This window comes from Salegentibacter echinorum, assembly GCF_900129445.1.
GTDB lineage: Bacteria > Bacteroidota > Bacteroidia > Flavobacteriales > Flavobacteriaceae > Salegentibacter > Salegentibacter echinorum.
The window spans coordinates 242,567-262,668 of sequence record NZ_FQVT01000004.1; the positions used below are offsets into that span (position 1 = coordinate 242,567).

General features: G+C 38.2%; 16 protein-coding genes. 12 read left to right on the forward strand and 4 right to left on the reverse strand.

What is annotated here, in order from left to right; genetic code table 11:
* Positions 1-83: 83 nt before the first annotated feature.
* Genes BUA71_RS08915 through BUA71_RS08925 form a run of 3 tightly spaced genes read right to left on the reverse strand, consistent with a single transcriptional unit; the run spans position 84 to position 7,750 of the window.
* Positions 84-1,709, reverse strand: coding sequence for an OmpA family protein (locus tag BUA71_RS08915; protein ID WP_072878819.1), 1,626 nt, complete (start codon positions 1,707-1,709; stop codon positions 84-86).
* Between the two features lie 12 nt (positions 1,710-1,721).
* A complete protein-coding gene (locus BUA71_RS08920) occupies positions 1,722-2,663 on the reverse strand; it encodes a PorP/SprF family type IX secretion system membrane protein (protein WP_072878820.1) in 942 nt (313 codons plus the stop codon).
* 26 nt (positions 2,664-2,689) lie between these two features.
* A complete protein-coding gene (locus tag BUA71_RS08925) occupies positions 2,690-7,750 on the reverse strand; it encodes a T9SS type B sorting domain-containing protein (RefSeq protein ID WP_072878822.1) in 5,061 nt (1,686 codons plus the stop codon).
* Positions 7,751-7,945: 195 nt separating this feature from the next.
* Here BUA71_RS08925 and BUA71_RS08930 point away from each other — a divergent pair, with 195 nt between their 5' ends.
* The 8 genes from BUA71_RS08930 (at position 7,946) to BUA71_RS08965 (ending at position 15,772) form a co-directional block, all read left to right on the forward strand.
* Complete coding sequence (locus tag BUA71_RS08930; protein WP_083572064.1) at positions 7,946-8,821, forward strand: tetratricopeptide repeat protein; 876 nt, start codon at positions 7,946-7,948, stop codon at positions 8,819-8,821.
* 89 nt (positions 8,822-8,910) lie between these two features.
* Entirely contained in the window at positions 8,911-9,822 is a 912-nt protein-coding gene (locus BUA71_RS08935) for a Mur ligase domain-containing protein (protein ID WP_072878824.1), read from the forward strand.
* A 122-nt stretch (positions 9,823-9,944) separates the two neighbouring features.
* Positions 9,945-10,646 (forward strand): RadC family protein, encoded by a 702-nt coding sequence (gene radC / locus BUA71_RS08940; protein ID WP_072878826.1) that lies wholly within the window; start codon positions 9,945-9,947, stop codon positions 10,644-10,646.
* A 9-nt stretch (positions 10,647-10,655) separates the two neighbouring features.
* Positions 10,656-11,942, forward strand: coding sequence for a polysaccharide deacetylase family protein (locus BUA71_RS08945; protein ID WP_072878828.1), 1,287 nt, complete (start codon positions 10,656-10,658; stop codon positions 11,940-11,942).
* A 152-nt stretch (positions 11,943-12,094) separates the two neighbouring features.
* On the forward strand, positions 12,095-12,784 hold the full coding sequence (locus tag BUA71_RS08950; RefSeq protein ID WP_072878830.1) for a YjjG family noncanonical pyrimidine nucleotidase: 690 nt from the start codon (positions 12,095-12,097) through the stop codon (positions 12,782-12,784).
* Between the two features lie 50 nt (positions 12,785-12,834).
* Complete coding sequence (locus tag BUA71_RS08955) at positions 12,835-13,392, forward strand: hypothetical protein (RefSeq protein ID WP_072878832.1); 558 nt, start codon at positions 12,835-12,837, stop codon at positions 13,390-13,392.
* Positions 13,389-14,792 (forward strand): DUF5723 family protein, encoded by a 1,404-nt coding sequence (locus BUA71_RS08960; RefSeq protein ID WP_072878834.1) that lies wholly within the window; start codon positions 13,389-13,391, stop codon positions 14,790-14,792. The genes BUA71_RS08955 and BUA71_RS08960 overlap by 4 nt, the downstream gene beginning before the upstream one ends.
* A gap of 89 nt (positions 14,793-14,881) precedes the next feature.
* On the forward strand, positions 14,882-15,772 hold the full coding sequence (locus BUA71_RS08965; protein WP_072878836.1) for a hypothetical protein: 891 nt from the start codon (positions 14,882-14,884) through the stop codon (positions 15,770-15,772).
* Positions 15,773-15,886: 114 nt separating this feature from the next.
* Here the strand turns inward: BUA71_RS08965 and BUA71_RS08970 are convergent, their stop codons facing one another.
* Positions 15,887-17,161: a replication-associated recombination protein A gene (locus BUA71_RS08970; protein WP_072878838.1), complete on the reverse strand. Its 1,275-nt coding sequence runs from the start codon at positions 17,159-17,161 to the stop codon at positions 15,887-15,889.
* A gap of 230 nt (positions 17,162-17,391) precedes the next feature.
* Here BUA71_RS08970 and BUA71_RS08975 point away from each other — a divergent pair, with 230 nt between their 5' ends.
* The 4 genes from BUA71_RS08975 (at position 17,392) to BUA71_RS08990 (ending at position 20,061) form a co-directional block, all read left to right on the forward strand.
* Positions 17,392-18,162, forward strand: coding sequence for a rhomboid family intramembrane serine protease (locus BUA71_RS08975; RefSeq protein ID WP_072878851.1), 771 nt, complete (start codon positions 17,392-17,394; stop codon positions 18,160-18,162).
* A gap of 183 nt (positions 18,163-18,345) precedes the next feature.
* Complete coding sequence (locus BUA71_RS08980; RefSeq protein WP_072878853.1) at positions 18,346-19,098, forward strand: cyclase family protein; 753 nt, start codon at positions 18,346-18,348, stop codon at positions 19,096-19,098.
* Positions 19,095-19,445, forward strand: coding sequence for a DUF4260 domain-containing protein (locus BUA71_RS08985; RefSeq protein WP_072878855.1), 351 nt, complete (start codon positions 19,095-19,097; stop codon positions 19,443-19,445). The genes BUA71_RS08980 and BUA71_RS08985 overlap by 4 nt, the downstream gene beginning before the upstream one ends.
* A gap of 1 nt (position 19,446) precedes the next feature.
* Positions 19,447-20,061, forward strand: a complete 615-nt coding sequence (locus BUA71_RS08990; protein ID WP_072878857.1) for a DUF4230 domain-containing protein — start codon at positions 19,447-19,449, stop codon at positions 20,059-20,061.
* The last annotated feature ends 41 nt before the right edge of the window (positions 20,062-20,102 follow it).

Genomic DNA, 20,102 nt, shown 5'->3' on the forward strand with positions numbered 1-20,102 from the left:
TTTCACATTTGGTTGGTTAGTTAGTAGTCAACCTGGTAAGACTTAGTTTTGTCTGCCCATTTCTTCAGCATTCATAGTCTTCACTATTCATTGTTCATAATGGTGAATTCACTACGTCTGTTTTTAGCATATTGTTTCGAAGTACAACCTGTAGGTTCGGTACAATCGTTAAGAGGCATAGTTTCACCATAACCTTTAGAAGTTAACCTGCTGCGGTCAATACCATTCTCAACAAGGTATTCTAAGGTAGAAGCTGCACGTCTTTCAGAAAGACCCATGTTATATTTATCAGATCCTCTGGCATCAGCGTGAGAGCCAACTTCAATTTGAAGTTCAGGATATTTATTCATGATGGCTACAACTTTGTCTAGCGTTGGTTCAGATTCTTTTTTGATTGTTGACTTATCAAAATCGAAGTAAATATTACCAACATCTCTTAATTGTTGTCTTCCTGTTTCAAGATTGGTTTCCCTGTCATCATAATCTACCACCGGTGGTACATAATCTTCCCTGGAGAAGGCATAAAGATTGTCTGTACCTCTTCGGTTAGAAGCTAGATAGCCCTTGCTGTTTTCTTCATCAACAACGAAAGCGAAATCATCGTGGCCACTGTTTACAGTGTTCCCCAGGTTTTGTGCTTCAGTAAAGTCTCCTTCACTTCGGTAAACATCTAAATTACCGTATCCCTGGTGACCATCAGAAGAAAAGTAAAGAACGCCGTCTTTACTAATGTGAGGGAATTGTTCACGGTGTTTTGTGTTAACTCCCGTTCCTAAATTTTCTGGTTCACCAAAGGTCCCATCTTCATTTACGTCAACTACATAGATATCAAAAGAACCATGAGATCCCGGCATGTCGCTGGCAAAATAAAGTTTTGTGCCATCTGCATTAAGGCTTGGATGCTCAGTGGAGTACTCGTCACTAGAAAATGGAAGTGCTTCAATGTTATCCCATTCACCATCTACCATTTCGGCACGAAATAGTTTGATATGGGCAACTTTTACATCATCTTCATTTTTTACGCGATCTTCACTGGTGCGGTCAAAATACATCACCTGTCCATCCTGGCTAAAAGTAGCAGAACTCTCATGTTGGTCTGTATTGATATTTTCTGAAAATAATACGATATCGCTTAACTCACCATCGTCTGAAATTTCAGCACTATATAAATCTAAAGTTGGCTTCTTGTTCCATGGATAAATTGGGCGCTCCTGGTTTCTTGTAGAAGCAAACGCAATCCTATCATTGTAAAAAGAAATACCGAAATCTGCTGAAGCACTATTGTTCATGATCTGGTTGGTAGTGTAAACGTGTTTATTTACCGTGTCCATTTTCTTAGCGAAATCCTCATAATTGATATCTTCACCGGTATAAGCACTCATATACTCGTCGGCTTTATCCTGTTTGTTTACCGCGCGCAATGCGTGTGCAAACCTAAACTGATATTCTGGAGCGGTATTCGCTTCATGTCTTAGAAAAAGCATTTGATAAACATCGACAGCTTGTTCCATTTGGTTCGTGTAGAAATAAGCATCTCCCAGGTTTTGTAAAACTTCCTGGTCTTTATCTACAACTTTCTCATAAGTATTGGCAGCATCAACGTAAGCTCTTTTCGCAAACATTTTATTGGCCTTTCTTATTTCAGCCTTCTGGCCAAAAGCCGTAATGCTTATTAAGAGAATAAAAAGGGTACTATATAAATTTTTCATATTTATCGATTTTTAGAAGAATCTTGGTGATTTGTCATATCCTTTGGTAAGTCCAAATAGGTCGAGATCAAACAGCAACATAATTTCGTGTGTTCCACCTAAGTCATAGGTAGCAAAATCTGAAGTAAAGTGATCGTAAGCATAGCCTACTCTTAGGGAAGGGGTGATTTTAAAATTAACCAAACCGGTAATGGTTTCGTTAAATCGGTAACCAACACCAGCTTCCAACCTGTCATATAACAACACGTTTGCAGTAACATCTACTGCTAAGGGTGCACCTTCAACTCCTCTGGCCATAAAGGCCGGCTTTAATTTAAGATTTGGGTTGAGTTGAAAAACATATCCACCGGTTAAATAATAGTGAATCGCTTCTTCACCAATGGCTTTCACTCCCTCTGCATCGTCAAGATATTTTGACGTAAAAAGATTGGGAACAGAAGCACCAAGATAATAGTTGTCTCCAAACCAAAACGCACCAACACCAACCACCGGAAGCACTTCGTTTATATTTTGAAGTGCGGGGTCAGATGGGTCGTTAACGTTTAAACCTGTTAGGTTGGCATCATAAGTAGTAAGCCCCCCTTTGATACCAAAGGAAAGTTTACTTCTTTCTGAAACCGGTAGTACATAAGCGAAATCTGCAGTGATATTGTTTTCTTTTACAATATTTCCAATTTCATCGTGAACCACTGTTAAACCTAATTCAACTCTTTCACGCACCGGAGTGTGGGCAAAGAAGTTGGCGGTGCTTGGTGCACCGTCAACATCCTGCCATTGAGATCTATAAATACCCCCCAGGTTTAGCATACCGGGATCATCGGTAGCGTAGGCCGGGTTAATGACACTCATATTGTACATATATTGAGTGAACAGAGGGTCTTGCTGGGCCATACCTTTAATTGAGAAAAGGATAATGCCTGCGAATATTAAATATTTTGTGATTATTTTTTTCATTTCTTTCTAATGTTTATCCTTTTATATTATCTGCTTAAGTAAACTCTTCCCTGACGTGGCTTAGTGCTTCCGTCATTGAAGTCCACTACATAGAAATATACACCTACAGGTAGTACATCGTCACCGAGGTTACCCGATTGGTTTGAAGTTCCATCCCATTCTGGAGTTGAAGCATTGCCTTTATAAACAGCATTACCCCATCTGTTAAAGATTGTGATGTTGAAATTAGGATATTCCCCTTCAATTTTTTCAACTACAAATGTGTCGTTCCTGCCATCTCCGTTTGGTGTAATTGCCTCTGGGAATAGTAACTCACAGTCTTCTAGAGTAACTGTAACAGCTAATCTTTCTGAACTCTCACAACCGTTTTCTGAAATAAGAGTAGCATAGTATGTGGTACCATCGCTTAACATCTCATTGTTGCTCAATGGTGTTGTAGCATCGGCAGCAGCATACCAGGTTACTTCACCGCTTTCATTAATTTCGGCAGTAAGATCTGCAATTGTAGGATCATCAAACTCACATAGTTCGTAATCTGAATTAATGGTTGGTGCAGGAGAATCTACAACATTAACCGTAGTCATTGCTGCATTGGACTCACATCCTTCGTCTGAAGTTTGAGTTACATAATAATCACCGCTCTCCAATACATCTTCATCGCTAAGCATAGTGGTTAACTCAGCATCGGCATACCAGGTTAAATTGGTACCCTCTGCACTAAGCAATGCTACTGTTGGAACATCTATAGTACAGAAAGCTCTGGTTTCTGCTGCAACAGGTGCTGCAGGGGCTACTCCTAAGTTTACCGTTATGGTAGCGGTATCATCACCACCACATTGGTCATCATCTGAGGTTACTGTATAAATGAACTCATAAGAACCAGCATCGTAATCTGCAGGGTTAAAGATTCCATCTGCAAGATCGGTAAATGTACCATCCATATCTGCATCTGCAGAGATGTAATTATAAAGGTCTTGTGCTTCCTCATTGTCACACAAAGCAACCTCCATATCATCCCCGGCATTAGCACCTTGAATCACGTCTATTGTGAATGTAGTACTTGCCTCACCTGTAACACAAGGAGCATCTTCGGTAACTGAATAAGTTACTTCATACGTTCCTGCTCCAATTTCAGACGGACTAAAAATACCATTAGTATAACCTTCGAAAGTACCATTGGTATTAGCATCATCTGACAATAAGCTATAAAGATTCAAATCGGCATCACTTGAGCACAAGGTTTGGTCTTCAATCTCCCCCGCGTTTGCATCAATTGCATCAATAACATTTACGGTTAGTTCTACTGAATCTGAACAAGAACCGCTACCTAAAGTATAAGTAGTTGTAAATGTTCCAACCTGATTTTCTAAATACGCTGCACGAATTATTTCAATACTTGGTTCAAAAGTTCCATTAGTTGGAACCCCACTTGATAGTAAGTTAATATAATAACCTCTTGCCGTTTCCAGGCTTGGATTGGGGTCTAAGGTAGCAGCACATTCTGTTACACTTGCATCATCTCCTGCATCGAAGTTTTCTGAAGTTACGTTGATAGTGAAATCAGCCGTAGCCTCCCCTTCAACACAAACTAACTCTTCTCCACTTATAGAATAAGTAAAGTCATAATTACCTTCTTCCATATTGCTTGCATCAAAAGAACTTCCTTCAAAGGCTTCACCATTTAAGGTAAATGATCCTCCCGGGGTTGTATTGTCCGACAATGCATTGAACAGGTCATAAGTTGTTTCGCTGGTACAAACATTAATTGCTTGATTATTAGCTTCAGCAACTGCTTCACCGTCTTCAATCACTTCGATATCAAAACTTGTCGAGTCTGAAGTTCCTGGTGTTACACAAGGAGCGCTATCGTCAACTGTATAAGTGATGGTATAATTGCCTTCACCCATTGAAGCGTTAAACATATTGTCCTCAACTCCGTCTCCAGAGAAAGTTCCGCCCATTTGAGCGTCTGTACTTAAAAGGTAATCATTTAAATTGATCATTCCTTCGCTGGCACAAATTACCTGGTCTGCAATATCTCCTGCATTTGCATCGCCACTTGGCTGTACGGTTACAGAAATTTCTACAGAAGCTTCACAAGAAGTTCCTTCGCCTACGGTGTAGGTAGTGGTATAGGTTCCCAGACCATCTCCATTATTATAACGGGCAGTCATTTCAGCTATTGAATCATCGTCAAAGCTTCCATTTCTGCTTACTTCCCCGCTCAATAGTCCCAGGAAGTAATTTTTCACTACAGTTTCAGAATACTGGTCATTAAGATCTGCCCGGCAAAGTGTACTTGTTATAGGTCCTTCCAGGTTAAAATCTGAAACTACATTAAGGGTGAAATCAGCTTCAGCCTCACCTTCTATACACTCAAGTTCATCACCGTTTACAGAGTAAGTGAAGTTATAATCACCTTCTTCTAAGTTAGATGCATCAAAGGAACTTCCTTCGAATGCTTCTCCGTTTAAAGTAAAGCTTCCTCCCGGGGTCGTATCATCACTTAAAGCATCAAACAGGTCAAAGCTTGCATCGCTGGTACAAACATCAATTGTTTGGTTGTTTGCACTTGCAATTGCCTGTCCTCCTTCGATTATCCGGATATCAAAGTTGGTTGAATCTGAAGTGCCTTCAATTACACAGGAAACGCTATCATCTACGGTGTAGGTAACAGTATAAATTCCTGTCTCCATGGAAGCATCAAATTCTCCATTTTCATTTACTCCGTCCCCAGAGAATACCCCGCCTTCTTGAGCGTCTGTATCTTGTAAGTACTGAGAAAGGTTTATCATTTCTTCAGAAGCACAAATTACCTGGTCTGCAATATCTCCTGCATTTGCATCGCCACTTGGCTGTACGGTTACAGAAATTTCTACAGAAGCTTCACAAGAAGTTCCTTCGCCTACGGTGTAGGTAGTGGTATAGGTTCCCAGACCATCTCCATTATTATAACGGGCAGTCATTTCAGCTATTGAATCATCGTCAAAGCTTCCATTTCTGCTTACTTCCCCGCTCAATAGTCCCAGGAAGTAATTTTTCACTACAGTTTCAGAGTACTGGTCATTAAGATCTGCTCGACAAAGAGTGCTTGTTATAGATCCTTCCAGGTCAAAATCTGAAGTCACATTAATGGTGAAATCAGCTTCAGCCTCGCCTTCTATACACTCGAGTTCATCACCATTTACAGAGTAAGTGAAGTTATAATCACCTTCTTCTAAGCTAGATGCATCAAAGGAACTTCCTTCGAATGCTTCCCCGTTTAAAGTAAAGCTTCCTCCCAGGGTCGTATTCTCACTTAAGGCGTCAAACAGGTTAAAGCTTGCATCGCTGGTACAAACATCAATTGTTTGGTTGTTTGCACTTGCAATTGCTTCTTTATCATCTGTAATAGTAATACTAAATTCTGCAGAATCAATACCGCATTCGCTTTCAGCTTCACCTACGGTATAAGTCCCTTCTAAAGTTAAAGAAGGAGCTCGGTCATCATTGTTATAATATGCTAACAATTCCAAACCTAAAGCAGTGGGGCTTGGCGCAAATGTTCCATTAAGATCACCAGTCCAATTAAACCTTTCAAATAAATCTGTTAATGTAGCATCTGGATTTTGAGGATTAAAATCATTGGCGATTTCTTCAACTTCACTAAGACAAAGAGAACCCTCAACATCATTTCCGGCATCTGCCGCTCCTGTAACAGTTACAGAAAGTTGCGCGGTATCTTCACATGATGTACCTTCTCCTACTGTATAAGTAGTAGAATAAGTGCCAGTTCCGTCTCCATTATTAAAACTTGTTGTAATATTTGCAATAGATTCATTATCGAAAGTACCATTGGTATCAGCATCAGAACCTAAAAGTCCTCTAAAGAAGCCCTCAACTTGTGTTTCAGTCGGACTTTCAGGTAAATCTGATCGGCAAACCGTGGTTGTATTGTCATCTCCAGCTTCAAATTCTTCAACTATTTCTAAAGTAATTTGCACGGTATCCTCACAACCTGCTTCAGTAGTTACTGTCGCGTTGGTTGTAAAGGTTTGAAAAGGATTACTGTTATAATCTGACACGAGGCTGGAAATGGAGGGGCTAAAAGTTATTCCAGCTATTTCTTCTTCTACCTCAATATAGCTTGAAAAAATTGCAGTTGGAGTTTCCCCGGCATCAAGTCTTGTTTGTATTTCTGACTGGCAAAGTGTTTCATTAACATCGTTCCCTGCATCAAAATCTTCTAAAGATACCGTTACTGGAGCTCTATCTTCTGCAGGGGTTTCACAAGGAGGCATTGGGCTTCCTCTTTCGTTAACTACCTGGCCAACATAGTACGTTGCTCCGTTAATTAACTCGGTATCTTCTGCTAATGGGGAATTTCCATTTTGAGAACGGTACCATCTAATATCTTGAGTGTTGTTGTACGTTCCTTCGACTTGTAAATCGGCTATGGTAGCATCTGCACAGAAAATTTGGGCATTTTCGGTGTCTGGCGCCCCAATTTGATTGGGATTAAAACCAACAGCAACCCTTTTAGATGGGCATACATTATTCTGGGCATCTTGAGTGTTTGGTACCTGAGCTACAAAATAACTCCCTCCAGGTTGAAGCGTTCCGGTAAATGGAGTAGTGCCAAACTCAGAGTCGTAAACTTCAATGGTATATCCAGATATTGGATTAAATAAGTCAGCAAGTGCAACATTATCAAAATCTGCCGGGGTACAAGAGGATATTTCAAATCCTGTAGTTATACTGCCGGTAACATCATTAGAAGGTCTTGTCGCACTATTCACGGTTACAGTAACAGGTAAACGGGTGCAGGTACCAGAATCTCCTCCTACATAATAAGTCACGCCATCTACAAGGAGTTCATCATCCGGAAGGGCTTGGGTGTCATCTTGGTTCTTATCCGTTTGGTAAACCGGATAACCGTTAGTATCTAATTCACTTACCGTTTGTGTAAAACAAAAGGTTTGGGAAGTGGGAAAATCTCCTACTTCGGGGCAGTCATTCTGCCCAAATGAAGGCAGAGTTCCAATTAACAATAAAAAGGTGAAAAGGAACCAGTTCGTTCCCTTTCTACCAAAAGTAAAATTTTGCATAGGCTAGGTGTTAAAATTCAATATTAGATTTAAAATTAGCAGCGCAAATATCAAAATAATTTTTAACATTACGCGTTAAATTAAAGCTCAGTTTGCGAACTTTAACCATTCATAGCGCAGTTTATGATATTATGTTAAAAATATTAGCATTTGATGCAGTAGGAATTTTTATAAAATTAAGAAAAAATTAATAGTATGTGGCAGCAAAAACTGTTTTTCGTGTTTTTAAACTTGTTTATCGTGTCTTTTGTCCAGAGTCAGAGCCTGGGAGGGGTAGAGGAATACCTTAAAAATAATGAACTTAAAAAAGCTAAAAGTGAGCTTCAAAATCATCTTAAAAACCCTGAGGCGATAGAGTATCTTGGTGATATTGCTGTTTTTGAAAAAAAATGGGATAAAGCTATAAAACATTATAGGAAATTATTAAAAACAAGACCAGAATCGGCTAATTATAATTTTAAATTAGGTGGTGCCATGGGGATGAAGGCTATGGAAGTTTCTAAGTTTTCGGCGGCGCTTATGATTGGTGATGTAAAAAAGTATTTAAACCAGGCTGCTAGTTTAGATGCTAATCACGCCGAGGTGAGACGTGCCCTGGTTGAATTATATATGGAGTTGCCTGCTATTGTAGGAGGAAGTAAAGAGGTTGCGCAGCAATATGCTTTAGAATTACACAATTTAAACGCAGTAGATGCGCATCTTGCCGAAGCTTACATACATAATTATGAAGAAAATGAGGAGTTAAAACGTAAGGCTGTTGCAAAAGCCTTAAATGCCGCTGCCCAAAATAGGGAGCTGTTAGTGAGAAATTATCTTTTTTATGAATTGGGGGAGCAGGCAGCCAACTTAAACCTTAAGCCTAAATTGGCCGTCGATTTTCTTAACAGCTATATTAAAAATTACAGTTATAAAGATTTAAAATCCCCGGCATGGGCCTATTTTCATATCGCTAAAATTGAAGCGAAAGAAAATGACAAGAAAGAGGCATTGTATAATATTAATAAGGCCCTGAGTGTGAAATTTGGTTTCCCGGAAGCCGAAAAACTTAAACTTAAAATATTAGAGATGTAAATGCTTATTTCTACAGGCCTTATTTATATTTGTATTCCTAAAGAATAGAGCCAACGCTTATTTAAAAGGCTCGATAAACTAAGTAAGGAATGAAAATTCATTTTATAGGTGTTGGAGAACCAATTTTGTGTGATCTGGCAGTGATTTTGAAAAATTTTGGGTACAAGATTAGTGGTAGTGACCAGGTAATTGAAGAACCAGCGCTAACAAAACTTAAAAAATATAGTCTTTTGCCGGAAGAAAAAGGCTGGGATCCAGATAAAATTAAAAATGATTTTGATGCAGTAATTATAGGAACAGAGGTTCAGGAAAATAATCCCGAATTAGAAAGAACCAAAGATTTAGAGGTGAAGTTTTTCACCTATCCAGAATTTTTATTTGAATTTTGCAAAGATAAAACCCGGGTGGTAATAGGCGGTTCGCAAACAAAGAGTGACGTGGCTGCCGTGATTTTACACGTGATGCAATATCACCAGAAAGATATTGATTTCTTAATCAATAAACCCTTAAATTCAGAAGAAGAGAGTTTAAACCTTAGTGCCCACAATGATTTTATTTTAATTGAAGGCGATGAGTTTTTACAGGGTACAGGAAATGACACTCCCGCATTTCAAGTTTATCAGCCAAACATCGCGTTATTAAGTGAGATTAAATGGAATAATCAAAAAGGTTTTCCTTCTGAAGAAAAATATATAGCAAAATTTCAGGAATTTATAGCTTCCATTGTAAAAGGAGGAATACTGGTTTATAACGAAGAAGATGAAACGCTGGTAAAACTAGCAGAAGCGACAGAGAATCAAATTAGAAAACATCCTTACGCTACCCCGGCTTATCAAATTGTGGACAACGAAATTTACCTCGAAACCCCCGAAGGGGATATGCCGCTTGAAAATTTTCAGAAAAAACAGCTTTCCAGTTTGGCTGGTGCAAAGTGGATATGCCAACATATGGGGATAGATGAAGATGATTTTTACGAAGCTATCATAGAATTTGAGCCTTAAATTTTGCAGAGGTAAATTGCAAAATTAAGTTAGTTTTGGAATAGAACATCTAAAGCGTTACTTAGGATTTTAAATTCTGAATATCCTGTAAAAGTAAAGAGACATTTTTTTATCTTTATACAATGGGGGAGGAGAAACAGCATAATTTTGGAATTAAATCCTGGGCAGAGACAGATCGACCCAGGGAAAAACTTCTTCAGAAAGGAAAATTAAGTTTAAGTGATGCAGAGCTTATTGCCATTTTAATTGGTTCTGGAAGTCGCAATGAATCTGCAGTGCAATTAAGCCGGCGTCTTTTAGCTTCTACAGGAAATCAACTTGGTGCCTTGGGGAAACTTTCCATAAAAAAACTTTGTGAATTTAAAGGAATTGGCCCCGCTAAAGCGGTGAGCATTGTTGCTGCTTTGGAATTGGGGCGTCGCAGGCGCACCGAAGAGGCCCTGGAGAGGAAAAAAATAACTTCCAGTGCTTCGGTTTTTGAACTTATGCAACCCGTAATTGGTGAATTGGCTCACGAAGAATTTTGGATAATCTACCTCAATAATTCTAATAAGGTAATTGTGCAAATGCAGTTAAGCAAAGGCGGCATTACTGGTACTCTGGTAGATGTTAGAATTACGCTCAAAAAAGCGCTGGAAGTTGGTGCAACAGCCATAATTTTAGCCCATAACCATCCATCTGGCACCTTAAAGCCCAGCGAAGCCGATAAAAAACTAACACAAAAGCTTAAGACAGGAGCTCAAAGTTTAGATATTAAAGTGCTGGATCATCTTATTGTAACCGAAAAATCATACTTTAGCTTCGCAGATGAAGGCGTACTCTAAAATTTCCAGATGCTACTTATTTATACCCAAAAAATCACTCCGCGAATAGTATATGTTTTTAAACATATTTGCACTAATATTTTGGGAATCCCAATAAAGTTCACCACAAAAATTGAAGAATTTATAGCCCATGAAGGTGTAAAGCTTTCCTACGGAAAACAAGCGCTGGGAAATGAACTGTTTATCGAAAAAATAGACCTGTTATTAGCGCAGGGAGTTAGCGAAGTTGAGATAAAAGTACAACCTTGGGGCGACAGCTTTTGTTTCTTTCCTGTTTCAGAAAAAAGTGCACTACCTTTCGATATTTTTGCGGCCTCGTTTTTCTTATTGAGTAGGTATGAGGAATACCTTCCCCACGTAAAGGATGAACAGGGACGATTCCCTGCTTCAGAAAGTGTGGGTTTTCAGGAAGATTTTTTGAGAGCACCGGTAGTAGATATTTGGGCATATAAGTTTAAAGAACTTGTTGAAGATCGTTTTCCGAACCTAAAACTTAAAAAACGCAAATACGATACCAGGGCGGTTATTGCGGTAGATCATGTGTTTAGTTTTCAAAATAAAGGTTTTATAAGGAGCCTTATGGGGTTACAACGGGATTTTGTGAAATTGCAGTTTCAAAAAGTAGCACATAGGATTCAGGTTTTACTTCGGCTAAAAAAAGATCCTTACAATACCTTTGAAGCGCTTATCAACTTTCACAAGAAACAAAAAGTGCCCCTGGTATTTATGTTTCAATTAAGTGATTTTTCGGTTCACGACCGCAATATAAATTACAATCGCAGTCCCTATAGATCGGTGATTAAGTACGTGGGAGATTATTCTGAAGTAGGACTTATTCCCGGGCACTATGCTTTTGAAAGTAAAAAAACACTTCGAAAAGAGAAGTTGCGAATGGAAAATATTGTTCATATGCCTTTAGAGCGCGTCATGAACCTTAACCACAATTTAAATATTCCCGAATTCTATAACTTTTTGACTGAACTGGAAATTTCCAAAGACTATTCCATGGGTTATCCAGATGCTCCCGGCTTTAGAGCCGGCACCTGCAGACCTTTTTTATTTTACGATATAAATACTGAATCTACTTTGCCTTTAACTGTTTATCCCTACATGTTCGATTCCAGTTTTGCTGAAAGAAAAGAAGCAAAAGAAACCGCTAAAGTCCTTTCTAAATTAATTAAGCAGGTAAAAGCCGTGGATGGAAGTTTTAAAGCGGTTTTTAAAAATGAAGATTTCTCTGAATATGCCGACTATAATCAATATTTCTCCCTTTTAAAAAAGGTTTATAAGAAGTAACTTCCCGGTTCATAATCTATGGCTCTCCTATGAGGCTAAAATACCACTACTTAAAAAGAGGATAATCATCTTCAAGTTTTTTAGCCCTTTATAGGTAGTGATATCCGTAGGTCTTAGCACAAATAATAATTTCTACTTAAAAAAGTATAACAATGAAAATTAAAAACATCTCTCACGTCTTTTTCGATCTCGATCATACGCTTTGGGATTTCGATAAAAATTCGGCGCTGGCATTTCAAAACATTTTTAGTAACAGGAAAATAGACTTGAATCTAGCAGATTTTCTCAAGGTTTATCAGCCTATAAATTTTGAATATTGGGAGCGGTATAGAAAAGATGAAGTGACTAAAAAAGCTTTGCGCTACGGGAGGTTAAAGGATAGTTTTGATAGCTTAAAATATACAGTAACCGATGATCTAATTGATGAACTGGCGGTAGATTATGTAGATTTGCTCCCGGCAAATAATCACTTGCTTGATGGAGGAAAAGATATCCTTGACTACTTAAATAAAACTTATCAGTTACATATTATTACCAATGGCTTTGAAGAGGTTCAGCATAAAAAACTTAAAAATGCCGGCATTAGTGATTATTTTTCAACAGTAACAACTTCAGAAGAAGCGGGGGTAAAGAAACCTCATCCTAAAATTTTTGAAACTGCTTTAAATAAATCGGCAGCCCGGCCAGAGAACAGTCTTATGATTGGCGATAATTACGAAGCCGATTGTACCGGTGCCAAGACCTGTGGTATAAAATCTATCTTTTTCGACTATTACGCTAATCGTGAAAAAATCGACGTAATACAAATAAAAACGTTAAATGAACTAAAGACCTATTTGTAGCTATAAAATTTTGTTAATTTTGTTGATTGAAAACTCAATTTAATCAACTAATGAAATCTTATCTCCTGGCCTTTAAAAAGCTTAGTTTGCTGGCGATACTTGCCACGACTTTTTTGGCCTGCGTGAAAGATGTTGATATTAATCAAAAAGATGACATTGTGTTAAGCCCCGCGGCAGATGTTGATCTTGTAATTTATCAGCTTGACGAAAATGATTTTAAAGATTCCCTTACCGGTGCTTTAAAAACCGTTATTAGCGACACAGTGCGACTGGAATTTCTGGACGATGATTACATCCAAAAAGACCTTACTTCTGTGGAGCTTTTCTTTAAGCATAAAAATACATTTCCCAGGGAGATAGAAAGTAAGATAAGGTTTCTTTCAGAAAGAAATCAGGAGCAGTTTTCTAAAAACTACACAATATCTGCAGGAGCACATAATAATCCTAAAACTATAGAAAGAACAAAGTTAATTGAAAATGATAGTATTCAGTTGGTACGCAGGTCGATTAAAATGGTGGTAGAATTAGAGGTGCAACCAAATGGAAGCACATTTGAAGGGGAATTAGATTTTGCCTCGCGAGGTCTTTTTAGGTTTGATTTTAAATGATAAGACTTGTCTGCTGTCTCATATCAATAGTCATAATAAAATCGGCTTTTGCCCAGGATAAACCACTGCTTTATAATGTAGATGATCTTCCCCAAACCTTAATGACCAATCCCGGGGCACAAATAAATTTTACCGGACATATAGGCTTACCTTTTTTTTCACAAATACACCTCTCGGCTGGATCTACCGGGGTCACTTTACACGATATCTTTCGGGACGATGGGTCTAATATAAATATGCGTATTAGGCAGGCGATGCAAAAAATGGACAATACCGATTATTTCTCGGTAAATCAACAATTGGAGGTGCTCTCCCTGGGCTGGAAACTGGATAGAAAGAATTATCTCTCTATGGGGATCTACCAGGAACTCGATTTATTTTCCTATTTTCCAAAAGATCCGGCAATTTTAGTGAATGAAGGAAATAGTAATTATTTGGATGAAAATTTTTACTTCGACGACCTTTCCCTTACCGCCGAAATTATGACGGTGTATCATCTGGGGATAAATCATAAATTCGATAAACGCTTAACCGTAGGTGCCAGGGCCAAACTATACTCCAGTATTTTTAATGTGGAAAGCACGGGAAATACTGGAAGATTTATCACAAGAACTACTCCCAACGGAAGAAACTATTATAAGCACGAAATAGATAACCTTGATGTTTTAGTAAATACTGCTGGATTTGCCCCATTAAAGGAAAAAGATAGTATGACAGTAGAAAAAGCTACCGCTGAGTTGTTGAGTAGATCATTTTTTGGCGGAAATGTTGGTTTTGGCTTGGATCTGGGTTTTTCCTATATCGTTGACGAACAGTTTATAGTGTCTGGATCGGTACAGGATGTGGGAGCTGTTTTTCAAAGATCTGAAGTAGAAAATTACCGCTATTTTGGTTCTTACAAAACTAGTGGTATAGAACCGCTTTTTCCTGAAAATGGCTCAAAGCCTTATTGGGACGAATTTGAAGACGAAGTAAATGAAAATTTACAGGATGAAACTACTAATGAATCTTACAGTACCTGGCGACCGGTAAAAGCAAATCTTGGAATACAATTTGGTTTTGGCGCCGCATTTTTGCCCTGTAATTACCTCACAGTAAAAAAAGTGCGATATATGAACTTAATTGGGATGCAGCTAAACGGGGTAAGGCGGCCAAAAGGATTTGTGACCCGGTTTACAACCTATTGGGATCGTAAAATTAATGAAAAACATCGCCTTAAAGTAGGCTATTCCATAGACGATTATTCCTTTACTAACATAGGTTTAATGTACACGACCACATTTAAAAAATTTAATATCTATCTTGCAGTAAATAATCTTCTGGCTTTTCCTAATTTGGCCAAAGCAAATAATGCTTCCCTGCAGTTGGGCATGCAATTTGTTTTTAACAGGGAAAATTAGTGTAAAACCACAGGCTTTATTTTCTTTGGTGAGAAAAGATAAATTCACATATTTTTCTTACTTTAAATTTTGCTGAAAAAATAAATAAAATGAAGAAAGGATTTTCTATTCTATTGTTTTTTATGGGATTAGGGTTAATGCCTGCCCAAAATATTAATGATTATAAATATGTAATCGTTCCAGATACTTATGAGTTTTCCAAGGAAGAAGACCAATATCAATTAAATAGTTTAACGCAGTTTCTTTTTGAAAAATACGGGTTTGAGGCCTATATGAAAAGCGAAGAAAAACCGCAGGATCTGCAAGATGATATTTGCAAGGGTTTAAAAGCAAATGTTATTGAAGATTCTGGTTTGTTTGTTACCAAATTAAGGGTACAACTGGAAGACTGTCGTGGAAATATGGTATTTGAAAGTGACGAGGGAAGAAGTAGGGAGAAAGATTATAAAAAGGCATATCACGAGGCGCTAAGAGATGCTTTTAAAACTGTGGCTGCCTTAGATTATAACTATACACCTGCAGAGGTGGCAGCTGCCGCGCCACAAGCCAATAATCCTAAACCATCATCTGTAGAAGAAGCTGAAGTTTCCAGTAGTGTACCAGAAGAGGAGCCGGGCGAAGAAGATAAAAATGCAACCCCGGCCGAAGTTGTGGTGCAAAACCCAACGAATAGTAAAGAATTTAGAGAAAAGCAACGCGGGAACAATGAAGCCGTACTTGCAGATATTATAATGCTCAAAAAAGATAATCAGGAGTTTACTTTAAAGAAAAATTCTAATGGTTATGCGTTATTTCAAAAAAATGGAACAGAACCAATAGCTGTTTTGGTATCTTCTAGCGATAAAAACAGCTTTATTTATAAATCCCTTACCAGGCAGGGGGTTGCCCGCTTTAATTCTGCCGGGAATTTGATTGTGGAGTATTTAAATAATGAAACCAATAAGCCGGTAAGCATCACTTATAAGCTTTTAAATAAATAATTCAGCTAAATTTTAATGGGGTTATTTCTGTGTAATTAACCATCATTTTAACATAGAAGAAATACCTGCTTATTGTTGAATTATCATAGCGGATTAGTCACCATAAACCGGTAATTAATACCGGTATTTAGTTTTCCAGCGTTTTTTTAAAAATTCCCGTTGTGCATTTTCCCGCGGATTATTTCCCGGGACATAAAATGCAGTGCCTTTGAGTTCATCGGGTAAAAACTCGGCTTCGGCAAAGTTGTTTTCATAATTATGAGCATATTTATAGTCTTTTCCGTAGCCAATATCCTTCATTAATTTGGTAGGTGCATTTCTAATGGGTAATGGTACCGATAAATTCCCCGTTTTCTTTACAGCGCTCTGGGCCTGGTTAATCGCCATATAAGCCGCGTTACTTTTTGGAGAAGTCGCTAAATAAGTGACACATTGGCTTAAAATAATCCGGGCTTCGGGAAAACCTATCGTAGTTACGGCCTGGAAGGTGTTATTGGCAATAACAAGAGCAGTAGGGTTAGCATTGCCAATATCTTCACTGGCTAAAATTAGTAATCTGCGGGCTATAAATTTTACATCTTCGCCGCCTTCTATCATCCTGGCGAGCCAATAAACAGCCGCGTTGGGATCGCTCCCGCGAATAGATTTGATAAATGCTGAAATGATATCGTAATGCTGTTCACCATCTTTGTCGTATAATACAGTATTTTGCTGAACTTTTTCAAAAACGAGCTCGTTGGTTATTTCGGTTCCTACTGCTGCAGAAGTCACCAAAAGTTCAAACATATTTAGTAATTTCCGCGCATCGCCACCACTTAACCTAAGCAAAGCTTCCGTTTCTTTCAGCTTTACATCTTTTTCAACAATAATTTTATCGTCTTTCATCGCCCTGTTCAATAAGGCTATTAGATCATCTTCGCTGAATGGTTTAAGGATATAAACCTGGCAACGTGAAAGTAAAGCCGAGATCACTTCAAAACTGGGGTTTTCTGTGGTGGCGCCAATTAAAGTAACCCACCCCTTTTCTACGGCTCCCAGCAGGGAATCTTGCTGAGATTTACTAAACCGGTGAATTTCATCGATAAAAAGAATAGGGTTTTTTGTGGTAAATAAACCATCACTTTTCTTGGCCTTTTCAATAATTTCCCTTACATCCTTAACGCCGCTACTAATAGCACTTAAAGTAAAGAATGGTCTATCTGATGTATTGGCGATAATATTGGCCAGGGTGGTTTTACCTACTCCCGGTGGTCCCCAAAAGATGATTGATGGGATTATCCCTTGCTTTAGCTGTTGTCTTAAAGCTCCTTTTGGGCCAACCAGGTGCTGCTGACTCAAGTAATCGTCTAAGGTTTGCGGCCGTAATCTTTCTGCTAATGGTTTATTCATGCTGCAAAATTAGTGAAACGCACAGCAGTCCGCAAAAAAGGAAGTTGATCAATTTTAGAGTTTAAGCTATCAAACACCAAAACCCAGTATGCAGACGCAGCTTGCAGTTAGCAGTTACAGTATGCAGTTAGCAGTAGATACCAAACACCAAATACCATTTTGAATCTGACAATTTAACCTTTCCCGTTAAAATGGATTCTTTTTTGTAATATTAGAAGAAACTAAAACCTTTGGAAAAGGCTTCACCATTTCAATTCACAACCGGCGTTCTGGGCTATCCAGTACTGTTTGTGCTGCTCATTTGGATTGTCTTTTGGTTTGAAGTACGTTTTGGGGTAAGTTTTAATGATTTTGGCGTGCGTCCCCGGGAAATAAAAGGTTTACGTGGAATTCTTTTTTCTCCATTTATTCACGGGGATCTCAAACATTTGTTCAATAATACTATCCCGCTTTTTGTGCTTTCTATGGCGCTTTTCTATTTTTATAAAAGGATAAGTTGGCAGGTGTTGCTCTTTGGTTTATTGCTCACCGGTATCCTTACCTGGGCAATTGGCAGGCCGGCAAATCATATTGGTGCTAGCGGGATTATTTATATGCTCGCTGCTTTTTTGTTTTTTAAAGGTATTTTTTCCAAACATTATAGATTGGTAGCGCTTTCCCTAATTGTTGTTTTTCTTTATGGCGGTATGCTTTGGTATGTAACGCCCATTAATCCTGAAATTTCCTGGGAAGGTCACCTTTCAGGCTTGATTTCTGGTTTTACACTTTCTTTAATCTACCGTACTAAGATTGCAAAAAGCCCTAAATATGAATGGGAAAAGCCCGAATATAACGAGGAAGAAGATCTCTTTATGCAGCATTTTGATGAAAACGGTAATTTTGTGGAACAAAGACCGGAACCTCCCGAACCGATAGACGATTCAACTTTTCAGGAAGATAGAGAAGGTGAAGCAGGGGTTACCTATCGCTATCATTATAGGAAGTCTGAGGAAAAGGAATAGGTTAATGTCATTTTCGTTAGTAGATGTAGAGAAGGGGTTTTTTGGTATTTTTTCGTTTTTAAGTTCTCTTTCTTATTTAAAAATAGCGCAAAAAAATAAACAGCTTCGAGCAAGCCTCGAAGCTCCCGATAAGTATTGAGGTAAATCTCAATTATCGAGTAAAGTTTTTAATACATTTAGCTTGTGAAAATACAACTAGAAATAAATAAAAAGGTCTATAATATTGACCTTTCGGAGCCTCTTGATATTTCCATTGGTTTGCGCGGGAATGAAAAAAATCCTATCGCCTGGTATTTAAAGCCACCAAAAATAAATGCAGTAAGGGATGGGGATTTTGTGGGGAAAGTAAGCGAAGGTGCTTCAGTGAATTTTAATAATATTCAGTTTAATCCGCACGCCCACGGGACACATACCGAGTGTGTGGGGCATATTTCTACTGAATTCTTCAGTATTAACCAGGCTTTAAAACAATTCTTTTTTCAGGCTAAATTGATCTCGGTTACACCCCAAAAGAAAGGTGAAGATTTAGTGATTTCTGAAGAAATACTTCAGAAGCAACTTCAGAAAGGAATTTCCGAAGCACTTATAATCAGAACGCTTCCAAATCCACAAGAAAAAATAGGACGAAATTACTCCCATACCAACTGGCCTTATTTGACTGAAGCTGCTGCGACTTATATTCGAAATAACGGTATAAAGCATTTGTTGATTGATTTGCCTTCGGTTGATAAAGAGAAAGACGACGGGAGGCTCTTAGCTCATAAAGCGTTTTGGGACTATCCAAAAAACATTCGCCACGATGCCACGATCACAGAATTGATCTACGTGCCCAATGTAATTCCCGATGGGGATTACTTTCTAAACCTTCAAATTGCTCCTTTTGAAAACGATGCAACCCCATCAAAACCAGTTTTATATAAAATCATAGAAAAATGAAATTTACGCTTGAATTAGAAGAATTTGCTTTGTTACTGTTGGGGATCTTTGCTTTTAGTCAATTAAGCTTTAGCTGGTGGTGGTTTTTAGTGCTGTTTTTTACACCAGATTTCGGAATGATAGGTTATCTTTTCAATAGGAGAATTGGAGCCATTACCTACAATCTTTGTCACCATAGGGGTATAGCCGTCTTAATATGGTTTGCAGGATTTTATCTTAAGGATGAGCTTTTTCAATTAATAGGCGTAATTTTGTTCTCACACGCCGCTTTTGATCGTATTTTGGGCTATGGGCTCAAAACTCAAAAAGGTTTTAAATTCACTCATTTGGGAGAAATAGGAAATTAATATGGAGTTTTTATTTATCGGTTTGGCCGTGGGAGCAGTAGTAGCTTACTTTGTTTTTGCCCGGTTCAACAAAGAAAAATCTAAATCTAAAACCAATGAACAATCCTTGGTGATTATGGATAAAATAAAAAGTGTCTGTAAATTTATTACGGTAGAAGGGGATTTCTCTGAAATTTACCATTACGAAAACCTAAAAGAAAAATACCTTAGCTTATTATTGGGTAAGAAAAAAGCCATTGTTCTTGTGAATGCCAAAGCTCACGTAGGTTTCGATTTGAGCAAAATTAAGATGAGTAGTGAGAACGAAAAGCGGGTTATTATTCTCACTAATTTTCCGCAACCCGAACTGCTTACCGTAGAAACCGATTTTAAGTATTATGACAAGCGGGAAGGCTGGGCCAATCCTTTTACTACTTCAGATTTAACCGATATTAACCGGGATGCCAAAAGCTATATTGTAGATAAAATCCCGCAAAGCGGATTAATGGACCAGGCGCGGAAAGAAGCACTGGATACGATTTTGCTTATGGAGAAAATTGTAGGAACTATTGGTTGGCGTTTAGATTATACCGCGTTAACCTTAGGAGATAAAGCACAGGAAAAACTGGAAAATTAGTTTCGGGATTACCGGGAAAAATCGACTAAATATCAGGTAAA

Bases quoted from the DNA above. Each gene is read 5' to 3' on its own strand.
- BUA71_RS08920 (WP_072878820.1), bottom strand. From the start codon at position 2,663: ATGAAAAAAATAATCACAAAATATTTAATATTCGCAGGCATTATCCTT.
- BUA71_RS08990 (WP_072878857.1), top strand. From the start codon at position 19,447: ATGGAGTTTTTATTTATCGGTTTGGCCGTGGGAGCAGTAGTAGCTTAC.
- BUA71_RS08950 (WP_072878830.1), top strand. From the start codon at position 12,095: ATGAAAATTAAAAACATCTCTCACGTCTTTTTCGATCTCGATCATACG.
- BUA71_RS08960 (WP_072878834.1), top strand. From the start codon at position 13,389: ATGATAAGACTTGTCTGCTGTCTCATATCAATAGTCATAATAAAATCG.
- BUA71_RS08925 (WP_072878822.1), bottom strand. From the start codon at position 7,750: ATGCAAAATTTTACTTTTGGTAGAAAGGGAACGAACTGGTTCCTTTTC.
- BUA71_RS08955 (WP_072878832.1), top strand. From the start codon at position 12,835: ATGAAATCTTATCTCCTGGCCTTTAAAAAGCTTAGTTTGCTGGCGATA.
- BUA71_RS08935 (WP_072878824.1), top strand. From the start codon at position 8,911: ATGAAAATTCATTTTATAGGTGTTGGAGAACCAATTTTGTGTGATCTG.
- BUA71_RS08965 (WP_072878836.1), top strand. From the start codon at position 14,882: ATGAAGAAAGGATTTTCTATTCTATTGTTTTTTATGGGATTAGGGTTA.
- BUA71_RS08985 (WP_072878855.1), top strand. From the start codon at position 19,095: ATGAAATTTACGCTTGAATTAGAAGAATTTGCTTTGTTACTGTTGGGG.
- radC (WP_072878826.1), top strand. From the start codon at position 9,945: ATGGGGGAGGAGAAACAGCATAATTTTGGAATTAAATCCTGGGCAGAG.
- BUA71_RS08915 (WP_072878819.1), bottom strand. From the start codon at position 1,709: ATGAAAAATTTATATAGTACCCTTTTTATTCTCTTAATAAGCATTACG.
- BUA71_RS08930 (WP_083572064.1), top strand. From the start codon at position 7,946: ATGTGGCAGCAAAAACTGTTTTTCGTGTTTTTAAACTTGTTTATCGTG.
- BUA71_RS08970 (WP_072878838.1), bottom strand. From the start codon at position 17,161: ATGAATAAACCATTAGCAGAAAGATTACGGCCGCAAACCTTAGACGAT.
- BUA71_RS08945 (WP_072878828.1), top strand. From the start codon at position 10,656: ATGCTACTTATTTATACCCAAAAAATCACTCCGCGAATAGTATATGTT.